Genomic DNA, 20,612 nt, shown 5'->3' with positions numbered 1-20,612 from the left:
ATATAAAAACAATCGCCACGGAGGCACAGAGGAATATTTCAAAAAGCTCTCCGTGCCTCTGCGTCTCTGTGGCTAATTTATATAATCCGGTCATATTACTGGTTTATTTAATCGAGCCTTAAGCTCATATTTAAATAAGCCTCTCACCTAAACAGCACCAAACATTAACATCTGCGTTCATCCGCGTTCATCTGCGGCAAATATCAATTCTGAAACTTATGACCAAAATCTTCGAAATAACCCACCGCGACGGAGCAGCCAGGATCGGCAAACTGGTACTGGACAGAGAGATATCAACTCCTGCCATCATCCAGATCCATAAAAAGGAATCCCCTGTAATAGATTCCGGCTCTCTCTGGAAAAAAACCGAGTTTAATGAACTTGCTGAGTCCCAAAAAATAGTCATTCTCCCTCACAAATCACTGCCCCTCCATACAAGAAATGAACTCATAGAAGAAATCCAGGAAGTAATTAAATCGCCGTCAAATTCGGCTTATACCGGCACGGTAATCCACCCCTTCGCTCATTCATACCCCGCATCAGACCTATACGTTCTCGGCGCCGCAAAGCAGCTTGAGAACCAGCCCAGGGACTTCGTTGAATCGATAATCAGGCTCAGGGAAAACACACGCTCCGACTCGTTATTATACGCGCCGGCGCTTGCCACGCCTGAGAACCTGTCGATGCTCATCTATATCGGCGTTGATATCGTGGATGAGACTTTGCCGATAATCAAAGGCTACCAGGACGTTTACCTGACAAATTCAGGAGAATACCATCTCGACAGGCTGCATGAGTTACCCTGCGCCTGCACTGTATGTTCAGGGAACACGCCGCAAGAAATGATCAAACTTCCAAAAAAAGAGCGTGCAGAGTCATTAGCGCAGCACAATTCATTAAAACTCGGCGAGGAAGTGCGAGTAATTCGCGAGCAAATAAGGACAGGAAGTCTTCGCGAATACGTAGAACGGCAGTGCAGAGCGCGCCCGTGGCTTACTGCGGCGCTCCGCCTTATCGATGCAGAGGGCGTATTTCTTGAAAAAAGGACGCCGGTTTTCAGATCGAACACCTTGTACGCCAACACATCGGAATCGCTTAACAGGGTGGAGATAAGAAGGTTTGCGCAAAGGGTTATGGAACGCTATACAGCGCCCGAGCTGGATACTCTTGTCCTCCTCCCCTGCTCTGCAAGAAAACCATATTCTACTTCCCTCTCCCACCAGAAATTCATCAATACGATGGGAAAGTACAGGAAATATGTCCATGAGGTGATTATCACTTCTCCTGTGGGCATTGTCCCGCGCGAGCTTGAATTGATGTATCCTGCTGCGCATTACGATACGCCGGTCACGGGATACTGGGATAAAGAGGAGAGAGCCTGGGTAGGAGGATGCCTGCGCTCGTACCTCCTGAAGAATAAATACAGTAACATAATCGCGCATGTGGACGGCGCATACAGGGAAATATGCGGCTCGGTGGAGAAAGAGCTTGGACTTGAATTTATTTATACGGCAGATGATGGTGTAACTGCCCGGCCATCCCTTGAGAAACTCGGACAGGCAGTTTCCAAATCTGAAGACGGCAAAAAACGCTCGTCGGAGGAGGCAAAGATTGACCTTATGCGCGCAGCGGCGGGTTTCCAGTTCGGAAGAGGTGCAGGCGATATCCTTGTGGATGGCGCTTCCGTTAAAGCTCCGTTCCCAAAGTTCCAGTTATTTGCAGAAAAGCAGCTTGCAACTCTTATCCCTCAATACGGCACCATCGCCCTGACAGTCGAGGGCGGGCTCCGGCTCCGTGCTCATCCCGGCTATAAAGTGAAAATCGGCGATTTCACGCCGCACAGCAGTATCCTTGCGCCGGGTGTACTGGATGCAGACCCGCAGATCCGCCCCAATGATGAAGTTATCGTGGAAGGTGAAGAGTTCTTCGGGGTTGGTCGCGCCCTCATGAGCGGCTGGGAGATGAAAGAGTGCTCAAAGGGCATCGCTGTAGAGCTTCGCCATTCAAGGAAAATTGCCAACTGATATATAGTCTCGGCACCAATTGATGTTATAGGTGTTGGGAATGAAGCTCTCATGCGCATCTCTTTTTCTCTGGGAATACAATGTCTACGATATAATGGAGATATTGCTTGAGGCAGGCATAAAGAGCGTTGAATTCTGGGCTGAGACGCCTGATTTCTGGAAAGACAGGCACGACCTGATAGCCCGGGCGGCTCTTGAAGAAGCCGTCTCCATAATGCCGGACGGATGCACCCTGCATGCACCGATACTGGATCTGAACCCCGCGTCGTACAACGATTATGTACATGAGGCCACCATAAAGGAGACATTGTGGTCTCTTGACCTTGCAAATATGCTTGAGGCAAGAGCGGTCACGATTCATGCAGGCAAGAGAACGGTACACCGCATCCCTACCAATGAGGACTGGAGCAAGTTCTTAAAATATCTCAGGATATGTAAAAAGAAAGCGGACGACCTGAACCTCAATCTCTCAATTGAGAACAGCATGCCGGGTATATCGCGCATGTGTTCCAGGCCGGATGAAATGAAAGATGTTCTTGGTGAATTTCCAGGACTTTTTTTAACTTTTGATGCAATGCATGCGTTCATCCAGTCCAGTGAAGTCGCTCTCTCTTTCATCAATGAACTTGGCGACAGGATCATAAATGTTCATGTCGGTGCACCGCATAACGGGACGCAGCATTATCCATCGCACCGCAAGAAGAACATGGGGATAGTATTGCGGGCGCTTCGTGATTTCGGTTATAAAGGCGACCTGACGATAGAGATCGATGATAAGGCTTATTCCATGCCCATGTCAAGGGAGGATAAGATCAGGGAACTTGTAGAAGAGAGGAAGTATCTGGAATCCATATTCAATTCATAACGCATCATGCCTTTCCGGGCAGCCTGACGTGTACAGTCGTCCCGACCCCGACTTTACTCTCTATCCAGATTCCGCCTCCATGGGCATCAACGATACTCTTGCTTATATATAGCCCAAGACCTGTCCCGCCGTATCTCCTTGTCAGGGAAGCATCGACCTGGTAGAACCTCTGGAAAAGATAAGGGACCACGTTCTCAGGGATCCCTATACCGGTATCTGCAACGGTTACATGCACAGTATTGTCTTCTTCCCACGCTTTAACCGTAACCCTGCCCCCCGGATGTGTGAACTTTATGGCGTTATCCAGAAGGTTCATGAATACCTCTGTCAGCCTGTCCCTGTCCCCCATAACCTCAAGGTGGGCGGGCAGTTCTTTTGCCAGGGTGATGTTCTTTCTCTCAGCCTGTATCTTCATATCAGCCATGGAAGCGGTTATTATATCTCCAACAGACTGCTTTTTCATCTCAAGCGCAGGTTTGCCTATCTGCTGCACGCTCAAAAATAATAAACTTTCGATTAATCTGGTGAGCCTGTCGGTATTCCTGATAATGGCTTCCAGGGATTTTCTCTGGGTCGGTGTAAGGGCGCCGAGCTTATCATCGTACATAAGCTCGCTGTATCCGCGGATCGAGACAAGTGGGGTCTTCAGCTCATGGGAAACGTTTGAGAGGAACTCGCTTTTCATCCTGTCCAGGGACTTGAGCTCTTCGTACGCAGTCTCCAATTTTTCGTAGGAAACCCTGGATTCATGGTACAACCTGGCATTTTCAATCGCAACGCCGATCTGGCTGCCTATAGATGCCAGAACGTCGATATCTTCTTTCGTGAACTCCCTGCGCCTGCGGTTTGCAAGGTTCATAACTCCAACCACATTGCCTTTAGCCATAAGTGGCACACCCACAAGCGTAACAAGCCCCTCTTTTTCTAAAGAAGGCAGAAGAGAGCGGGTGGGATAATGATCTATGTCCGTAACAAACGGTTTTTTAATTTGAACAGCCCTCCCTGCAATACCCTCACCGATCTTTATTTCAGAAACAGCCCTTGCAAAGGTATCGGAAAGTCCTCTCACAATCTTCAATTTCAGTATTTTTTCTTCGTCTTCAAGTGAATATATCGCACCGGCGTCTGTCGATGTCACCTGCAAGGTTTTGGTAAGCGCCTCTTTGAATATTTCATTCAGGTCTAAGGACTGGCTCACTACCCTGTCTATTTCAAAAAGTATCTCCATGGTCTGGCTGCGGTTCATGAGTTCCGAATATAACCTGGCATTTTCAACCGCCACTCCTATCTGGTTGCCTATGGATGCAAGAACATCCAGATCTTTTTTTGAGAAGAGCCTGTGCTTGCGGGTTGAGAGAACCAGAGCCCCGACAACCTTTCCCTTTGATATGAGAGGAACGCCTGCAAGGGAGCTTATATTATCTTTTAACATGAGAGGGAGAAACTCGGTATACGGAAAGTTCTCAATCTCCATGGTTACCGGTTTACCAGCTTTGACCGCCAATCCTGATACTCCCTGTTCTATTGTCAGCTTTGAGGCTGCCTGCGCAAGCTCTGAGGATATGCCTACATACGTTTTCATGCTAAGAGTTTTCCCGTCATTTTCCAGTAAATAAATCCAGCCTGCGTCAGAGGAAGTTACCTGAATAGATTTTGTGAGCGCCTCATTTAATAGTTCATCCAGGTTCAGGGACTGGCTCACTACCCTGTCAATTTCAAAGAGAATCTCCATGGTTTTATCGTGTTCCTTGAGTTCGGAGTATAAATGAGCGTTCTCAATAGCGATTGCCACCTGGTTTGCAATCGTCTGGCAGATGCCTATTTCCTGTTCGGTAAATTCTTTTTCTTCACCAAGGCTGCTCAATAACATCATTCCAAGGGTCTTTTCCCCAAGAACTAAAGGCACTATAAGGATAGACCTTATATCCAGCTTTTCAGACATTTCTTTTTCATTTGGAGATAATTCCGCATTTACAGCATCTCTAACCAGTACATACTGCTTTTTCTGGTACGCTTCATCCAGCATCGGAAAATCTTTGAAATGCAATATTTCTCCTAAGGATGATTTCAGGTGGTCCCTGGGGCTATATTCGGAAGCTACTGTCCCGTATTCCTTTCCCTCTTCCACGAGTACTATGGAGCAGTGGGAGACGTTAACTATTTTTACTGCTTCCCTGACCGCAATATCCAGGACTTTATTTAGATCAAAACCGCTTGAAATGCTCTGGTTTGTTTTGATCAGGGCGGAAAGTTCAAGGTTTCTTCTGTTTAAATCCCTAGTTCTCTCCTTTATCTTCTGGTCTAAGCCCTCATACACTTCTTTCAATTGTTTTACCATTGCATTAAATGACTGCGCAAGTTCACCGATTTCATCTTTGCTTTCAGGCTCTATTTGAACGGTCAGATAACCTTTGGCTACTTTTCTGGACGCATTTGAAAGCCGTATAAGAGGCTCTGCAAGTCTCTTGCCTAAAAGATATGCTAATAATGATATTACAGCAAAGTAAAATATGCCCAGTGCAATAGATCTCTCTTTAGACCTTGCTACAGGTATCAGCGCTTCGGAAGAATCAATCTTTACCACCAATCCCCAGTCTATAACAGGAATATAGGTATACGCAGCAAAAACTTCTTCTCCGCGATAATCAAGTGCCTGGGTGGTGCCATTTTCTCCTTTTATTGCATGGATTGCTGGTTGGGCAAGGGTAGAATTGAAGGAAAATACGAGATGTAGAGGTGCGCTTTTATTATGGCGTAGAGGATTCAAAAAAACCACTTCGTCCCCTTTTCTCTGGACGAGAAGGGTTTCACCGGTTTCTCCCAATCCTTTGTAATCACCGGTAACATCATATATAAGCATGGGATAAACCCTGACCGCAAGTACGCCAATGAATTTGCCCGTGCTTCTATTTAAGACGGGAGATGCTATAGTATAGCCAGTTATGTTATTATAGTAACTTATATTGCCAAGGTACAGGTTTTTCTTAGCTTTCTTAAAAAACTCTTCTTCGGATTGGTTTGTATTTATCAGCCCGCTCTCTGTGGAAGCCACGACCTTACCATTACTATCGAGTGCAGATATCTCAAAAAACACTGGAATTTCACTTTTTACTCTCTCAAGATTGAGAGCGAGATTGCTTGTGTTCCTGCTTTCTATCTCCTGCATGAAATTAGATGAGGCAATCTCCCTCACCTGCTCTATTCTGAAGTTCACAACAGTTGAGATGTGTGTATTCTTTGCCTCAGCCAGCGCGCTCAAGTCATCGAATATCTTTTTCTCAAGAGCCGCCTTTTCTGCCGAATAATCGATATAGCTTATTACAGCATAGGGCAGGAGAGATATTATTATTAAAGAGATCACTAATTTCTGGCTTATCCTCAAACTTTTCACGGCTCAACCATCTTTTTGACTCTTTCCACTAAATCTTTTCTCCCGAAAGGTTTAGTGATATAGTCATCTGCCTTAAGTACATGCAGACCGAGCATTTTATCGATATCCTGGTTCCTTACTGTGAGCATTGCCACAGGCAGCTCCCGGTGTTTTTCTTTTATTTTTTTGAATACTTCCCATCCATCCATCTCAGGCATCATTATATCCAGAAGCACCGCGTCAGGCTTTTCTTCATCTAATTTCATCAAACACTCACTGCCGCTGTAAGCTGTTATTACCTCAAAACCCTCTGTTTCAAGTACAAGCTTTACCAGGTCTACGGTGTCAGGCTCATCATCTACGACCATTATTTTCTTACTCATACGGTTTACTCCACTTTTTCTTATTTAAGAAGTTCATCTTTTAACCACCACCAGTATTTATAAGACGCTGCAAGGACGATTATATTCCCAATTATGAGCCGGGCAAACAGGGTATCCTCGGAAGTATTGCTCGAAGCATAGTAAATTGGCCAGCCTGCAGGTATAGTCAAAATTAATATGATAATAGCAAAATAGTACAGCAGATAATATTTCTGAGCGCCCATCCCCTCACCCATTCTTTCGCTGAGGTGCGCCAGGGCTGTATAAAAGACAAGCAAGCCCAGGATGCCCAGGCAGAAAAGACCGAACTCAAGTATCATTTCCACCTCTTTGTCATAACATGGTGCAGCCGGATGCTCGCGCTTCCAAGGAGTACGCCCCCCAGGGCAAAAAACAGGTTTCTCCAGAGCAAAGAGGGGAACAGGTACTGCAGTGAAGAAACTATGTACAGGACAAGGGCGATTATAAAAAGATAGGGATAAGTCTTCCTTTTAAAAATGCGCTGGTAAAATAACGCTATCCCGTAAGGTAAAAGGAGTAAAAGTACCATTGTGATTATCCACAGGATCATCAAAAGGTAGTTCATGATTTTTTACCACCGAACATTTCCCTGAACACATCTGAAGGCGGTCTCCTTGCCATGCCTGCAAGCACGTTCTCGTAACCTTTTATGGCAACCCTCACATCTATTCCTTTATCAGTTATTACAAATTCCCTTATTTCCTTATCATTATCAGAGCCGCGGGATTTTAAAATGCTCAGGGCTTTTCTCATCTGCCCCTCCACTTCCACCTGCCGCAGCAGTATTACGGTATCTACGCAGCCGGAAAGGGTTTCCTGGGTTAACCGGATACTACCGAAAAGTTCCGGTATCTCGCTTGTCAAAAGTGTCGTAATTCCCTGAGATGCAAAATAATCCACCAGTGAATGAACGTAGTCCCTTCTTTTTATGACATCAGGCAGGGCGGTCTCTAAATCTTCGATGCCATCAAAAAAGACCCGTTTAATATTGTATTTTTTCAGGATATCTTTTATCATCACGGCATGTTCGTTTGCATTGAAAAGCGCCGGAGGGATGTACAGGAATTTGACCATGTTCTTTTTCTCCAGCTGCTCAAAATCCCATCCGAAAGCCTTTGTATTTCGTTTAAGTTTGTCAGGCCATTCTTCGAGTGAGATTATCAAACCCGGCTCTCCTTTGCTTGCGCCCTCGTATATGAAGGAGAGACCGAAAATCGTTTTTCCTGTGCCCGGACTTCCTGAAAATAAGAGTATGTCGTCCTTTAACAGACCGCCTTTCAGCATCCTGTCAAGACCTTCCACGCCCGTGCTTACCCGGAGAGTTGAGGATGCTTTGAACTCTGTCTCGGGAAGCAGCCTCGGGAAAACCTCAATCCCGTCGCTGCTCAGCTTGTAGGTGTGTCTTCCTGAAATATAGGATCGTCCGCGCATCTTTATTACGCTCAGGTAGCGTTCGCTCCTGTCCTCTACCATTACTTCGGAAATGTGCAGGATGCAATCTACCAGGTAGCCCAATGGGCTCTCTTTCAGGCTCTCAATCGTGAACTCACCGGTGAGAAGAATGAGCAAGTTCCAGCTTTTCATCCTTGTGAGAAGCTCAAAAAGGAAAAGGCGCTGCTCGTATTCATTTTCCCTTGATTCCGCGAGTACGGTCACAGGGTCGATAACAAGCCTGACCGGCTTGTACATCCGTATTTTTTCTTCAATAAATTGTATAACCGCAGGCGCCCCCGCTTTAATCAGGTCCTCCTCGACATTAAATAACCTTATCTTCTTCTTTTCAAGCAAAGAATAATCAAAAAAGGAGTAATTGGAAACAAAACTTTCCATCATGGCTACAGGTTCAGATATTGCTGAAATAAAGACACAGGTCTCTCCTTCTCTTGCTGCATTGAACAGGGACTGCATTACAAGCGTGGTCTTGCCAGCCCCTGCCGTGCCAGCCACTAAAACGGTTGATGGATGGTTAAATCCTCCATTAAGAACGATATCCAGTCCTTTTATCCCAGTTGGTATTGATTTCATCCGGCTACCACCATTGAACAGGTCTATTTCTTATTACCAATAAAACTTTCCCAACTTCCCACAGCTTGTTTTCAATCCCGCGCAGGCAGGCAGGGAGAGTGGGAATCTCGTTATATCTTTCAATATAGGACTCTCTTAACATGAATATATATAGATGATACATTCCATATATATTTTTACAACTAAAGATACCCCGCTGGATTGATTATTAAGCGCCGAGGTAGGGATTTGAACCCTAGCTTACCGGAAGGTAAAACAGGTCTCGAGCCTGCCGCGTTAGTCCGCTCTGCCACCTCGGCACGGGTATGTTTTTAATATAGTTTGGTAGCTATTAACCTGATGCTACAATAGTTTAATCACCCTTTATTTTTTCCCTTATCTAAGTAAACCTTACCCGCCTTTTTATCAGTTCGTGTTTTTAAATCCTTTTCATCGCATATCTTGAGACCTTCAACTAAGGACTTATTGTATGGGAATTCATACTCTACAAACTTAGAGCGTGTCTGAATATTCATTCTGGACAGGATGAACAGGATTAATTTGCATTATTACCGTATAAATACAGTAATTTATCGCACATGTTAAAAGTATGTAATGCCGATACCGGTTAATAATACATGTCATTCTCTCTTTAAGTTTTATTATTATGTGAAACTATTGAGTTAATAATTGGGTGGCTGTGGATATAATCACAATGATAATTATGTTAAAGGAAATATTTATATAGTTTAAAGACCAAGCCAAACTCCAGGAATATAATAATAGTGGTAATGATAATGGTGTATGGAAAAGCGTCAGTCATATATAAAATACTCAAAGTGAACCAGGTGAAAATCAGAAAACTTCTAACCCTTACCTTTTTCTCAATTTTAATGCTCTTTATCTTTACAATAGCAACAGGTGCCACTACAACTTCCACTACGAATACGCTTGACGAATTCGGCATCACAAAACTCTACGAAAATGCCCCGGATGGAAGAGAATGGATCTCCAAATGGGATAATGGTCATACGCGAACATGGACTGCCCAGGCGAACGACCCTGATGATCCACAATTCTGGACTAAATGGAAAGGGACCGGTGCATGGAAGACTGATGGAAACGGTATCCTGAGTATATCTGGACCAACTCCAAGAATGTATGTAATTGACCAGGATCAAACTGGAAAATGGAGAAATGTTGAAATTACATTGTATGGAAAGCGTGTTTCTGATAGAAGTACACCCTGGGGCGGTCTTGAAGCAGTAGCAAGAACAAACCACATGGTAGATTCTAATCTTTGTGATACAAGAGGAATAGCTGCAAGAATAAGATACGATGGACATTATGATTTTGAAAAAGAAACAAGCCATCCAAATGCCGTAGCAGTAAATAATAAAGTAATGTGGCAAAGTGGAATGATATATAACACTTGGATAGGATACAAATTTGTAGTCTATGATTTAGCCAATGGGTCAGTAAAACTCGAATTATGGTACGATGACACGGATGGAGTTAATGGTGGAAACTGGAAGAAAATAAACGAGCTTGTTGATACCGGACGTAATTTTGGTGCAGGCGGAACACCGTGCAGTGCTGGAATAAACCCTGCTATGCAGTTAAATCTTACAGAGCCTCGCCCTGGTTCTGAAACAGGGAAACCAAATCTTGCGGTTTACTTCAGAAGCGATAATGTAAACACTAATGGTCTTTTGTATAAGAAAGCAAGTATTCGAGAGATCGTACCGATCCGAATAGATTCTGCTAATGGTATTATCTCAGGAACAGTCAAATCTTCATCCGGCACTCCAATATCCGGGGCTGTTATCTCTGACGGAACCCACTCAGCTACTACTGATGCTACCGGAGCCTATACTATATCGAATGCTCCTTGCGGTACCTACACTCTTATGGCTTCTGCTACTGGCTATCAATCATCAAACAAATCTGTCACTGTTTATTGCGATAAGACCACGGTTTTTAATTTCACCCTGATATCTTCCACGCAAAAGGCAGTTCAATTTGATGGAAATGGTGATTATGTGGAGGTACCAGACAACAACGATTTCTCAGTCACCACAACAAAAAGTCTGACGGTATCATTCTGGCTAAGACCCAATGCACTGGATTTTACCACCACCGAAGGCAGCGCCCCTCAAGGAGCATATGTCAATTTTTTAGGCAAAGGAGAATATGCTTCGCAAAATCAGATAGAGTGGTATTTTAGAATGTATAATAAGACGAATGCGAATCGACCCAACAGGGTATCGTTTTATATATTTAACCTTAGCGGTGGTAATGGTATAGGTAGTTATTTTCAAGATAATATAACTGCTGGGAAATGGATTCATATTGCAGGTAAGATCGATAATAAATATATATACATATACAAAAACGGAGCATTAAGAGACAAGGATGACTACACTGTTGGCTCTATTTACCCTCGGAATGGCAAAGCTCCTTTGAGAATAGGTACAGTCACAAAATCGAGTTATATAAAAGGAGCTGTGGATGATATTACAATATATAATAGACCACTGACGGACACCGAGATCGCAAATATATACAACGGAAATAAGCCGAGAAATGGAATAGTGGCAGAATGGACAGCCGATGAAGGATCGGGATCATATTTATATGATAGTAGCGGGCGTAATCATAATGGTAAGTTATACGGGAATACTGCATGGATAACAGGTCATGGGAGTTAGGATTCCACTTTAGTCGGTTACTATCTCTTACCATGCGCAACTGTAGTATTCGCTTTGCAAGACACAACCCCACTATTATCAATACCACACTCAATATTAGCAAAAATAATTGCTCAATAGCATTTCTGTATCCAAAAGATACAACTGTGTGCCTCTTGAAACCGCTATACCAGGAGCCACATATACCATGAACCTCCCATCTATGTCATTTTTTTATGGGTAATCAGAATTATTTTTAATATGATATATATTTTATTCAATAGAAACATTTAAATATACTAAACTATTGTAGATTGCTTATTCCTAAGGTAGCCAAGCGGCAAATGGGAATGGTCAGAAAACTTAGTTGACTTGATTATAAAACTTAGGAGGAGAAAAATGGTAAACGTCGGCATCATAGGCAGCGGAGTAGTAGGCTCTGCTACAGGGAAAGGATTTAAAGATTTAGAAAATAATGTATCGTTCTTTGATATTGATGCAAATAGAATAGAACTTTTAAAGAAACAAGGTCTTCAGGCTACAAAAGATTTAAAATTTGTGGCGAAAAGTTCTGAAATTTTCTTTATATGTGTTCCTACGCCTGATAAAAATCGAAATATAGATTTGAGCATTATAAAATCTGCGGTTATAGAACTTTCAAAAGAATGTAAGGACAAAAGGGATTATTTCCTGATTGTAGTAAAGAGTACTGTAATACCGATAACCACTGAAAATATAATCATACCTTTAATTGAAAAATACTCTAATAAAAAAGCTGGAAGTGATTTTGGAGTGTGCTTTAATCCAGAATTCTTAAGAGAGACAAACCCCTATGAAGATTTCATGAATCCGGATAGAATTGTTATCGGAGAATATGATAAAAAATCAGGAGATATTCTTGAACAATTATATTCGCCTTTTAAGTGTCCAATAATAAGGACAAATTTAAGGACTGCAGAAATGACGAAGTACGCAAATAATTGTTTCTACGCGACAAAAATCAGTTTTTTCAATGAAATACATTTAATGTGCCAAAAAATTGGCATAGATTCAAATATTATAAGAAAGATAGTCCAAATGGATAAATTTTATGGAATTCACCCGTGGGAGCATGGACACAGTTTCGGCGGAAAATGTCTTCCCAAGGATCTGAATGCCGTTATAGCACTTTTCAATGAGGGGCATATTCATGATCCAGTCCTATTAAAAGCTGTTAGAAAAGTGAATGAAGATATTGAGTTCTTAAATAGGTGCCAGATAAATGAAAAAGCATCCACTCCGATTTATAGTGAATCTGGAAGCATTGTCAAACAAAACAACGAATCAACTTATATCAGGAGTTTTTGTAAAACCACAATGAACAGTAACATTAACAAAACATAGGAGCTATTGGAAAACAGTCTCCATGAACTGTTTCTCTTTTGTTGCCGTACTTACAAAACCTGAGTAGTCACATAAAAAAACGAATCTTGTTAATTATGATAAGAAGAGATAGAGTAATTAAGAGTTTTGTTGTGATTCTAATGCTTATTTCTCTTTTCGTAATTTTATACGGTAAGGCTGGTATAGATAATAAGAATCAGTTTTTCTTATTCATATATGGAATTACGGTTACTACTATGGTATTTTTCATGTTTTTCATTACTCATCTCAAATATACGGATTTGAGTGAAGAAATAAGAGACAAGAATGTATCTCATATTTTAAGAAAACCATTTGTTTCCTGTATATTTGCAGTCTATAACGAGGAAGTTGTAGTAAGAAGATGCATCGACTCTTTATTAAATTCTACATATAAAAATAAAGAAATTATTGTTGTTAATGATGCCAGCACAGATAAAACAAAAGATGTACTTGAAGAATATAAAAATCAAATAAGAGTCATCAACTTACCGAAGAACGTAGGAAAAAAGAGGGCGATAGGAGAAGGAATAAGAGCTTCAAAGGGTGAAATTTTTGTTTTCACGGATAGCGATTCAGTCGTAGCTCCAGATGCGATAGAAAGAATTATAGAGATCTTTATGTATGATTCGGACATAGGGGCCGTATCAGGTCACGGCAGGGCATTGAACGCCGGTGAAAACTTTCTCACAAAAGCACAGGATTCATGGTATGAGACCCAATTTTCAGTAAAAAAAGCGATGGAAAGTGCATATGGTGCTGTGACGTGTGTTTCAGGACCTCTTGCTGTATTCAGAAGAGAAGCAATCTATAATTATATTCCTGCATGGGAGAATGATCAATTTCTAGGAAAAGAGTTCAGATTCGCTACAGACAGACAACTTACAGGTTATGTTCTCGGATCTAAATATATCGGAAAAAAGCTAAAAGAAAAATATGCCGATTCCCCATTTGTAAAAGAGATAAATTATCCAGAAAGGGACTGGAAAGTGATCTATTGTAAGTCTGCAAAAGTCTATACAGTTGTTCCAAATACATTGAAGAAAGTTATCAGACAACATACAAGATGGAAGAAGAGTTTTATAAGAAGTTTATTCTTTACAGGAACATTCTATTGGAGAAAGCATCCTATCGTCGCAATAAAATACTATCTGGGAGCGGTATTTACAATACTTGGTCCTTTTATAGCTCTAAGGCATCTTATATATCTTCCCGTCACAGGAAACGAATTGTCTGGTTTGTTTTATTTAAGCGGAATTACATTTATAGGATTACTATACGGGGTTATGTTCAAGCTTGAAAATCCAAGCTCTGGAACATGGAAATATCGTCCATTTATGAGTTTACTTTCAACTCTACTACTTTCATGGCTTATATTCTATTCCATCCTCACTATAAAGAAAAGTATATGGCATAGGGGATAAAATGGATAATAAAAAAGAAAATAAGAAAAGAAAGATTACTTTCACAGATATAATAATAGTGATTGTAATTTTATTACTTTTTTCTATAATTATTATCCAATATTATAAATCTGTGAGAATGTATGTTTTTAACGAGACTGAATCTGAGCCTGTTTTCACGAGATATTCTAATTTTACGAGATATGCTAATTTCTCTGGCATGGAATCGGAATATAAATCCCTTAACATTTCTGAAGCACGATCGAGTAACAGAGCTGCGACAAGTGTTGTTGTACTAAACCATCATGGAGTGTTCGCAAATGATACAGGACTGGCAGACTACAGCGGCATATCATATGACCGATTCAAAGACCAGATGTTTGCCTTAAAGAAGGCAGGATATGAAACAATAAATATGGAAGATCTTTACCTTTTCTTGAGAGGAAAGAAACAACTTCCTGAAAAATCACTTATGTTAACTTTTGATGATGGTATAAAAGACAGTTATTATAATGCAGACCCCATTTTAAAAAAGCTGAATTATACGGCGGTAATGTTTGTAATAACGTCTCAATCTATTGAAAAGAATAATAGCAAATACTATCTTAATACGGATGAATTACATCAAATGCAAAACAGTGGCCGCTGGGATATTGAATCACACAGTTATAATGCACATGGAAAGGTAGTAACGGATGAACAGGGAAGTGCAGGCCCGTACCTTACCAATAAGATATGGATTGCAAATGAAGGTAGACTTGAAACTGATCAAGAATATTTTTACAGAGTACAGAATGATCTCCGAATGGCAAAAGAACAGCTGGAAAAAGAGTTTAATAAAACTATCCTTGGATTCGCATTGCCATATGGAGATTTCGGCCAGAGAGAGACTAATTATCCTGGCTCCGAGAGAATCATTCTTGATATAGAAAAACCTCTCTATGCAATGGTATTCTATCAATTTAAGCCTGTCGTAAATAAAGATTTCAGGGCTAACTTCAATAATGATCCGGAAAAAGACTTCTATCTGGTTATGAGGATATCAGCAGATTATATTTCGACAGATAATCTTCTAAATGAAATAGAAGCCGCACAATTTTTAGATATACCATATACTGAGAAATTTGATAATCCAAAGAGATGGATAAATATATGGAACCAGGATATCAGTATTTCAGAAAACCGCCTGAATATAACTAACAATTACGATGTCTATGGAGGAATGGCATATCTGGATGGTTCTTATCTTTGGAAAGATTATATTTACAGCGGTACAATCGGAGAAAATGGTTCTGACAAGGTACTTCTACTCTCCCGCTTTCAAAACTCAGGAACCTATGTTGCATGTAAATATACCAATAAATCAGTCTCTATAATAAATGTTAGAAACAGAGTTATCGTCAGTACAAGCCAAATAAATCTTATACAGACTTTTCCGGGATTGGATGCACTTCAAAGCCGTACAAAGCTTTCGATCTCAGTTGTTGAGAATAACGTAGGATGTTATGTAAATAATAACGTAATAATAGAACAAGACGTTCCTGATATCCCTCCATTTGGAGGAATTGGTATAAGAGTAGATGGTCTTCCCGCAAATAAATCGGTAACATTCGCTTCAATAAGGGTTGAATATCCATATTATGGGGATTGAATAATGAGTTTTTTAAATTTAAGAATTATACTATTTATGCTGGCAGCGTTTATGACTCCGATAACCGTTAGTGTAGGGACAGCCATGGCTCAAAATCAGTTTCACTCCAGGGTAGTATATGCTTTCTGGCCTTACTGGACAGATCCATCTTCCTATCAGCCGGATTGGAACGTATTAACTTATGTGGCATATCATTCATGGGATGCAAATAGCGATGGTACGTTGAGTGCGCCAGGCGATATAAATCAATTTAATACTGTAAAAAATGTTTCACGTCAAAATGGGGTAAAGATGATTATTTCCGTCAAAAGCTTTGATAAGGATACGCTGGATAGCATATTTGCTTACCATAAAGATGATCTTGCAAATAATATCCTGAATGTTTTGCAAACCTATGGAGCAGACGGGGTAAATTTAGATTTTGAATATCCCAGAACTATAAACATATATACAGACACGCCCAACTCGAATTTATTTGAGGAGTTTACGAGGATTCTACACAACAAACTTAAATCCAGAAATCAGGATTATTATATATCCTTAAACGTAGCAGGTAATGTAGAAGAAGTTTACCGCAACGCTGCTTTATCAAAATATACAGATTCTGTGTTCCTCAGGGGCTATAATTATAACTCGTCAAATAGCCCTGTAACAGGAGCCCCCTCTCCTTATATTGATTTAGTAAATTCTGTGAATTTACTTAAAAATTATTATCCATCTAATAAAATAGTATTGGGATTGTATTTTTCCGGTTATGATTGGCCTTCATCATCAAGCGAACCAGAATCAAACACTACAGGAAAGGGAGTAGCAGTCCCGATGAAAAAAGCGATAGCAAATGCTAAGAAGTATGGAAGACTTTGGGATTCTAATTCCCGGACGCCTTGGTATAAATACCAGACTGAAGGCGTGTGGCATCAAACCTGGTACGATGACGATCAATCTCTTGGCTTAAAACTTGATTATATTAATTCTAAAAACCTCGGAGGTGCGGGCTTCTGGGCGTTAGGATATGAAGGAAATAATGCGAATATCTGGAATATGGTAAGAGAGAAATTCGTAATCGAGCCCATGGCGTTCAGAGTTCCCGCAGTAACCCCGGCAGAAATCCCCAGGATTACAACTGTAAAGCCTGTAGAGACTCCAAAAACTCCTGGATTTGGGTTAATGGTTTCCTTGATTGTATTATTCGCTTGTGCTTTTCTGGCCAGGTGGCGTAATAAATAGTTTATGAAAGGGGCGCTTGTAGCCTCATAAAGTAAATACCAGAGATGAACTGAGAAATGAGTAATAAGGAGATGTAAAAAACGGCAAAAATGATTAAAATATTATTTGGGCTATTTATTACGCTCATATTAACAATAAATATCCACGCAGCGATATCCCAAACACAAGTTTCATCATGTGGTACTTTAAAACAGGCAGATTCTGTCTATATACTGATCACAGATGTTTCATCGGCAGGTACCTGTTTTACTATCGGAGCAAACAACATAACGCTTGAGGGCCGGGGATATACTGTGAATTATTCAAGAACAAGAACAGGTTATGGAATAGTTGATACTGCCGGTTACGATAATATTATTATACAAAATTTGACTTTAACACAAAAAAATGCAAGTGTTACAAATTCCCATGGGATTTATTTTAAAAATGTGACTAATAGCAAAGTGGAAAATATATCCATCACTACCGAGGGAAGCAGTTCAGATGGTGTTTATCTGAAATCATCCGGCTCAAGTACCTTCTCTAATTTTAATATTACCACCTCAAACATCAGTGCACACGGTATTTATATGTATTTGTCAGATTCAAATTATTTTTCAGGTTTTAACATCTCAACATCCGGGATTTTTGCCCACGGTATTTATCTCAAGTCAGCTAATTCAAATATTATAAATGATAGCTCTATCGTATCGAAATTAAGCAATGATTATTACTTGCAGAATACCGGTATGGTAAATAGTTTTAGAAATACGAATTTTACAACACGAAAGATATACTTATATGATAATAGTTCAAGTTTTAATTACAGCAATGGAACAAATAATGAAATCTGGCTGAATACTATCCAGATAATATCTCCTTCTGCAACATTGAGAATAACCAGAACTTTGATCAATTGGACCCGGACAAATATTTCATGGCAAGAGAAACTAACAGCGTCAAGAAGATTAAGCTACAGTATGAGCGGTCTACTTGCTGACGCTAACTATTCTGTCTGGAACGGTTCAGCTATTGATTATAACCTTACAACGGATGGTAATGGCAATTTGCCTGTATTTAATATCAACCTTTCAACTTCCGCAAAGATGATAAGGGTTATATTAGCCCGGAATATCACACCGGTAGCCCCTTATATAACTTCATGGGGAAATAATAAAACCAATAACAACAGCTTGATACTGGCAGTAAATACAAGCGAAGCTGTTAATTTCAATGCCGCAGCCAGCCAGACAATAACCACGTGGAACTGGTATCAGGACGGTGTGAACCAGAACAATAACTATGATAATTTTACAGTTTTCTGGAACACAGCAGGAACAAAGACGGTACAGGTAAACGCTACTAACAGCAATGGTACATCGAACACGGTTATATGGACAGTATCAGTCCAAACGCAGCCTGAGATATACGTTCCCCCATCTCCTGCGAACATAAACTCGACAACAGGCAACTTCTGGATAAACTATACGTGGCTGCCTGGAACTGGCAATATCACGGATTCGTATAATATAAGCGTTAACGGCACATGGTATAACGGGACGACAAATACTTATTACGACAATACGGTTGGACCGCATGGATGGAGTAATATAACAGTGTGGGCTTACAACTTATCTGGTGCGGGTTCTCTCAGCGCAGGAAGCGTAAGCCAGAATACCCGGGTTCCAAATAATCCACCAGCTCAGAATCCAATAGGAAATAAGAATGTAACAGCGGGTGATTTATTAACATTGACAGTTTCAGCTACGGATGCTGATAACGATACAATAACCTATGGAACAAATGCCACAGCAGGAACTTTGAATTCCACAACAGGAATATATTCATGGCAAACCACCAATAGTGATGCAGGTACATATTTGTGGTATTTCAATTCAAATGATAACTATGGCGGTGTAGCAAGTGAAACTATAACAGTGAATGTGATTAATCAAGGGCAAGAGATATGGATCAAACTAAATAACGATAGTGGTGAACTTATAGTAAATGATAGCCCCTCGCTTGATAATGGGACCGGACTTTCGTCGGCGACATGGAGTATCTGGGCCACGCAGAACAAATACAAGTTAAATGCAGGACTTTTTGGGAAATATCAACCCGTGGCTGGTAATCGCTCCTATATCATTCGCACTTCTGATGCGGATGGAATTTCGGTTGTACTCTCGGCTGATGGTAATAAAACTATTTCGTATAGTAGCAATACGAGTCGAGACTGCGGTATACGTAACGACAATGAATGGACTTTAATAACTGTCACATATAATGGTTCGCATATTATCTATTATCACAATGGTGTAAAGTGTGACAGTGATTCTACTACCATCAATTCTCTAAGCAATGCCCCTGTACCTCTCAGAATCGGAGGAGGTAATAGTATTTTCTTTAACGGTTCTATAGACGATATACTCATGTATAACCACGGATTACCGGGACATCAAGTATACCGATTTTATCAAGAAAGTGATCACGGACTTGCTGGAAGACAAACAATTCCTGCGCTAATTTACCATCGAGTGACAGACCCTGCAGATGCTCCCGATAAAATCAGTACCAATAATTTTAACCAGCAAATCGCTTATCTCCATGACAATAACTTCACTACAATTACTACTGAAAATTTTAACCAATGGCTGAAAGGCAACTTTACTATGCCCAAAAGACCGGTCATCATTTTCTTCGATGATGGTTGGAATTCTACCTACAATAATGCATTATCTACTCTTGATAAATACGGTTATGTGGGTGTTATCCCGGTTGTAACAAATTATGCAAATTTCACAGACGATACTTCGTACATGAGGTGGTGGCAACTTCAGGAACTGCAAAATAAAGGATGGGAAATAGCTTCCCATAGCATCGATCATGTCTCCATGCTCACTTTGAACGAGTCGGATTTTCGTAATGAGTTAAATCTCTCAAGTAGAGGTATTGAGAGAAATTTGGGCAAAAAACCAACCTCTTTCATCTTCCCGTACAATCATGCCAATACAACGCATACGACCATATGCGGTGAATATTATGATTTATGCTGGGCATATGGCAGCAAAGATACATGGCCTTACTATAACGACTATTCGGATAATGGTCACGTATATCAAAGCTTGAAACGCATTACGATATATAATACTACGACCATGCAGACTTTCAAAAACATGTTTGCCAGAGAGATCTCCATTCCCATCGGGGCTTGGAAGCTCAATGAAGATACAGGCAGTATAGCCTATGACAGTTCTGGTAATGGCAATAATGCCCTATTAAATGCTAATGCGACATGGCAAAATGATTCTATAATCTCTTCAGTGATTAGTCCCGCTATCAATCCGCCAGGTTCAACACAGAAGCCGAAGAAGAGTCAACAGGAACCACCTCTGCCACCGTCAGAAACGCTATCGTGAATTTAAAACCATATATCAAAACGGGTTAGATATAATATGAAAAAAATATTGGTAGCGTTTATCGCAATCATCATACTACTATCGATAGACAGCACCGCGCAAAGTGGAAATGATGGAATTCAAATCCCGACTAAGGTTTCTATCCATACAGACTATTTAGGAAATAACAATACCTGGG

15 protein-coding genes and 1 tRNA gene are annotated in these 20,612 nt (G+C 40.7%); 8 read left to right on the top strand and 8 right to left on the bottom strand.

Annotation, left to right across the window (positions count from 1 at the left end):
- The first annotated feature begins 218 nt into the window (after window positions 1–218).
- Both arcS and MNV_RS12480 read left to right on the top strand, forming a co-directional pair.
- Window positions 219–2,024, top strand: coding sequence for an archaeosine synthase subunit alpha (gene arcS, locus MNV_RS12485; RefSeq protein ID WP_096206295.1), 1,806 nt, complete (start codon window positions 219–221; stop codon window positions 2,022–2,024).
- A 40-nt stretch (window positions 2,025–2,064) separates the two neighbouring features.
- Complete coding sequence (locus tag MNV_RS12480) at window positions 2,065–2,889, top strand: sugar phosphate isomerase/epimerase family protein (protein WP_096206294.1); 825 nt, start codon at window positions 2,065–2,067, stop codon at window positions 2,887–2,889.
- A gap of 4 nt (window positions 2,890–2,893) precedes the next feature.
- Here the strand turns inward: MNV_RS12480 and MNV_RS12475 are convergent, their stop codons facing one another.
- The 8 genes from MNV_RS12475 to MNV_RS20290 form a co-directional block, all read right to left on the bottom strand.
- Window positions 2,894–6,280 (bottom strand): GAF domain-containing protein, encoded by a 3,387-nt coding sequence (locus tag MNV_RS12475; RefSeq protein ID WP_096206293.1) that lies wholly within the window; start codon window positions 6,278–6,280, stop codon window positions 2,894–2,896.
- Window positions 6,277–6,642, bottom strand: coding sequence for a response regulator transcription factor (locus MNV_RS12470; RefSeq protein ID WP_096206292.1), 366 nt, complete (start codon window positions 6,640–6,642; stop codon window positions 6,277–6,279). The genes MNV_RS12475 and MNV_RS12470 overlap by 4 nt, the downstream gene beginning before the upstream one ends.
- 20 nt (window positions 6,643–6,662) lie before the next feature.
- A complete protein-coding gene (locus MNV_RS12465) occupies window positions 6,663–6,962 on the bottom strand; it encodes a hypothetical protein (RefSeq protein ID WP_096206291.1) in 300 nt (99 codons plus the stop codon).
- On the bottom strand, window positions 6,959–7,228 hold the full coding sequence (locus tag MNV_RS12460; protein WP_096206290.1) for a hypothetical protein: 270 nt from the start codon (window positions 7,226–7,228) through the stop codon (window positions 6,959–6,961). Before MNV_RS12460 ends, MNV_RS12465 begins: the two co-directional genes overlap by 4 nt.
- A complete protein-coding gene (locus tag MNV_RS12455) occupies window positions 7,225–8,688 on the bottom strand; it encodes an ATPase domain-containing protein (protein WP_096206289.1) in 1,464 nt (487 codons plus the stop codon). Before MNV_RS12455 ends, MNV_RS12460 begins: the two co-directional genes overlap by 4 nt.
- A gap of 4 nt (window positions 8,689–8,692) precedes the next feature.
- A complete protein-coding gene (locus MNV_RS19760; RefSeq protein WP_179293978.1) occupies window positions 8,693–8,830 on the bottom strand; it encodes a hypothetical protein in 138 nt (45 codons plus the stop codon).
- A 71-nt stretch (window positions 8,831–8,901) separates the two neighbouring features.
- Window positions 8,902–8,987, bottom strand: a tRNA-Ser gene (locus MNV_RS12450).
- Between the two features lie 57 nt (window positions 8,988–9,044).
- A complete protein-coding gene (locus MNV_RS20290; protein ID WP_218838017.1) occupies window positions 9,045–9,203 on the bottom strand; it encodes a hypothetical protein in 159 nt (52 codons plus the stop codon).
- A gap of 261 nt (window positions 9,204–9,464) precedes the next feature.
- Here MNV_RS20290 and MNV_RS12445 point away from each other — a divergent pair, with 261 nt between their 5' ends.
- From MNV_RS12445 to MNV_RS12420, 6 genes are all read left to right on the top strand, one after another.
- Window positions 9,465–11,378: a LamG-like jellyroll fold domain-containing protein gene (locus MNV_RS12445; RefSeq protein ID WP_096206288.1), complete on the top strand. Its 1,914-nt coding sequence runs from the start codon at window positions 9,465–9,467 to the stop codon at window positions 11,376–11,378.
- Window positions 11,379–11,756: 378 nt separating this feature from the next.
- The gene (locus tag MNV_RS12440; protein ID WP_096206287.1) at window positions 11,757–12,740 is read left to right on the top strand and encodes a nucleotide sugar dehydrogenase; all 984 of its coding nucleotides are present in this window, start codon (window positions 11,757–11,759) and stop codon (window positions 12,738–12,740) included.
- A 95-nt stretch (window positions 12,741–12,835) separates the two neighbouring features.
- Entirely contained in the window at window positions 12,836–14,182 is a 1,347-nt protein-coding gene (locus MNV_RS12435) for a glycosyltransferase family 2 protein (protein WP_096206286.1), read from the top strand.
- Window position 14,183: 1 nt separating this feature from the next.
- On the top strand, window positions 14,184–15,812 hold the full coding sequence (locus MNV_RS12430; RefSeq protein WP_096206285.1) for a polysaccharide deacetylase family protein: 1,629 nt from the start codon (window positions 14,184–14,186) through the stop codon (window positions 15,810–15,812).
- Window positions 15,813–15,815: 3 nt separating this feature from the next.
- Window positions 15,816–17,039: a glycosyl hydrolase family 18 protein gene (locus MNV_RS12425; RefSeq protein ID WP_096206284.1), complete on the top strand. Its 1,224-nt coding sequence runs from the start codon at window positions 15,816–15,818 to the stop codon at window positions 17,037–17,039.
- Window positions 17,040–17,128: 89 nt separating this feature from the next.
- Window positions 17,129–20,434 (top strand): polysaccharide deacetylase family protein, encoded by a 3,306-nt coding sequence (locus MNV_RS12420; RefSeq protein ID WP_096206283.1) that lies wholly within the window; start codon window positions 17,129–17,131, stop codon window positions 20,432–20,434.
- The last annotated feature ends 178 nt before the right edge of the window (window positions 20,435–20,612 follow it).

This window comes from Candidatus Methanoperedens nitratireducens (assembly GCF_900196725.1).
In the GTDB taxonomy this organism is placed as follows: domain Archaea; phylum Halobacteriota; class Methanosarcinia; order Methanosarcinales; family Methanoperedenaceae; genus Methanoperedens; species Methanoperedens nitroreducens_A.
The sequence above is the reverse complement of the archived record's forward strand: the minus strand, read 5'-3'. Positions and strand labels throughout refer to the sequence as shown.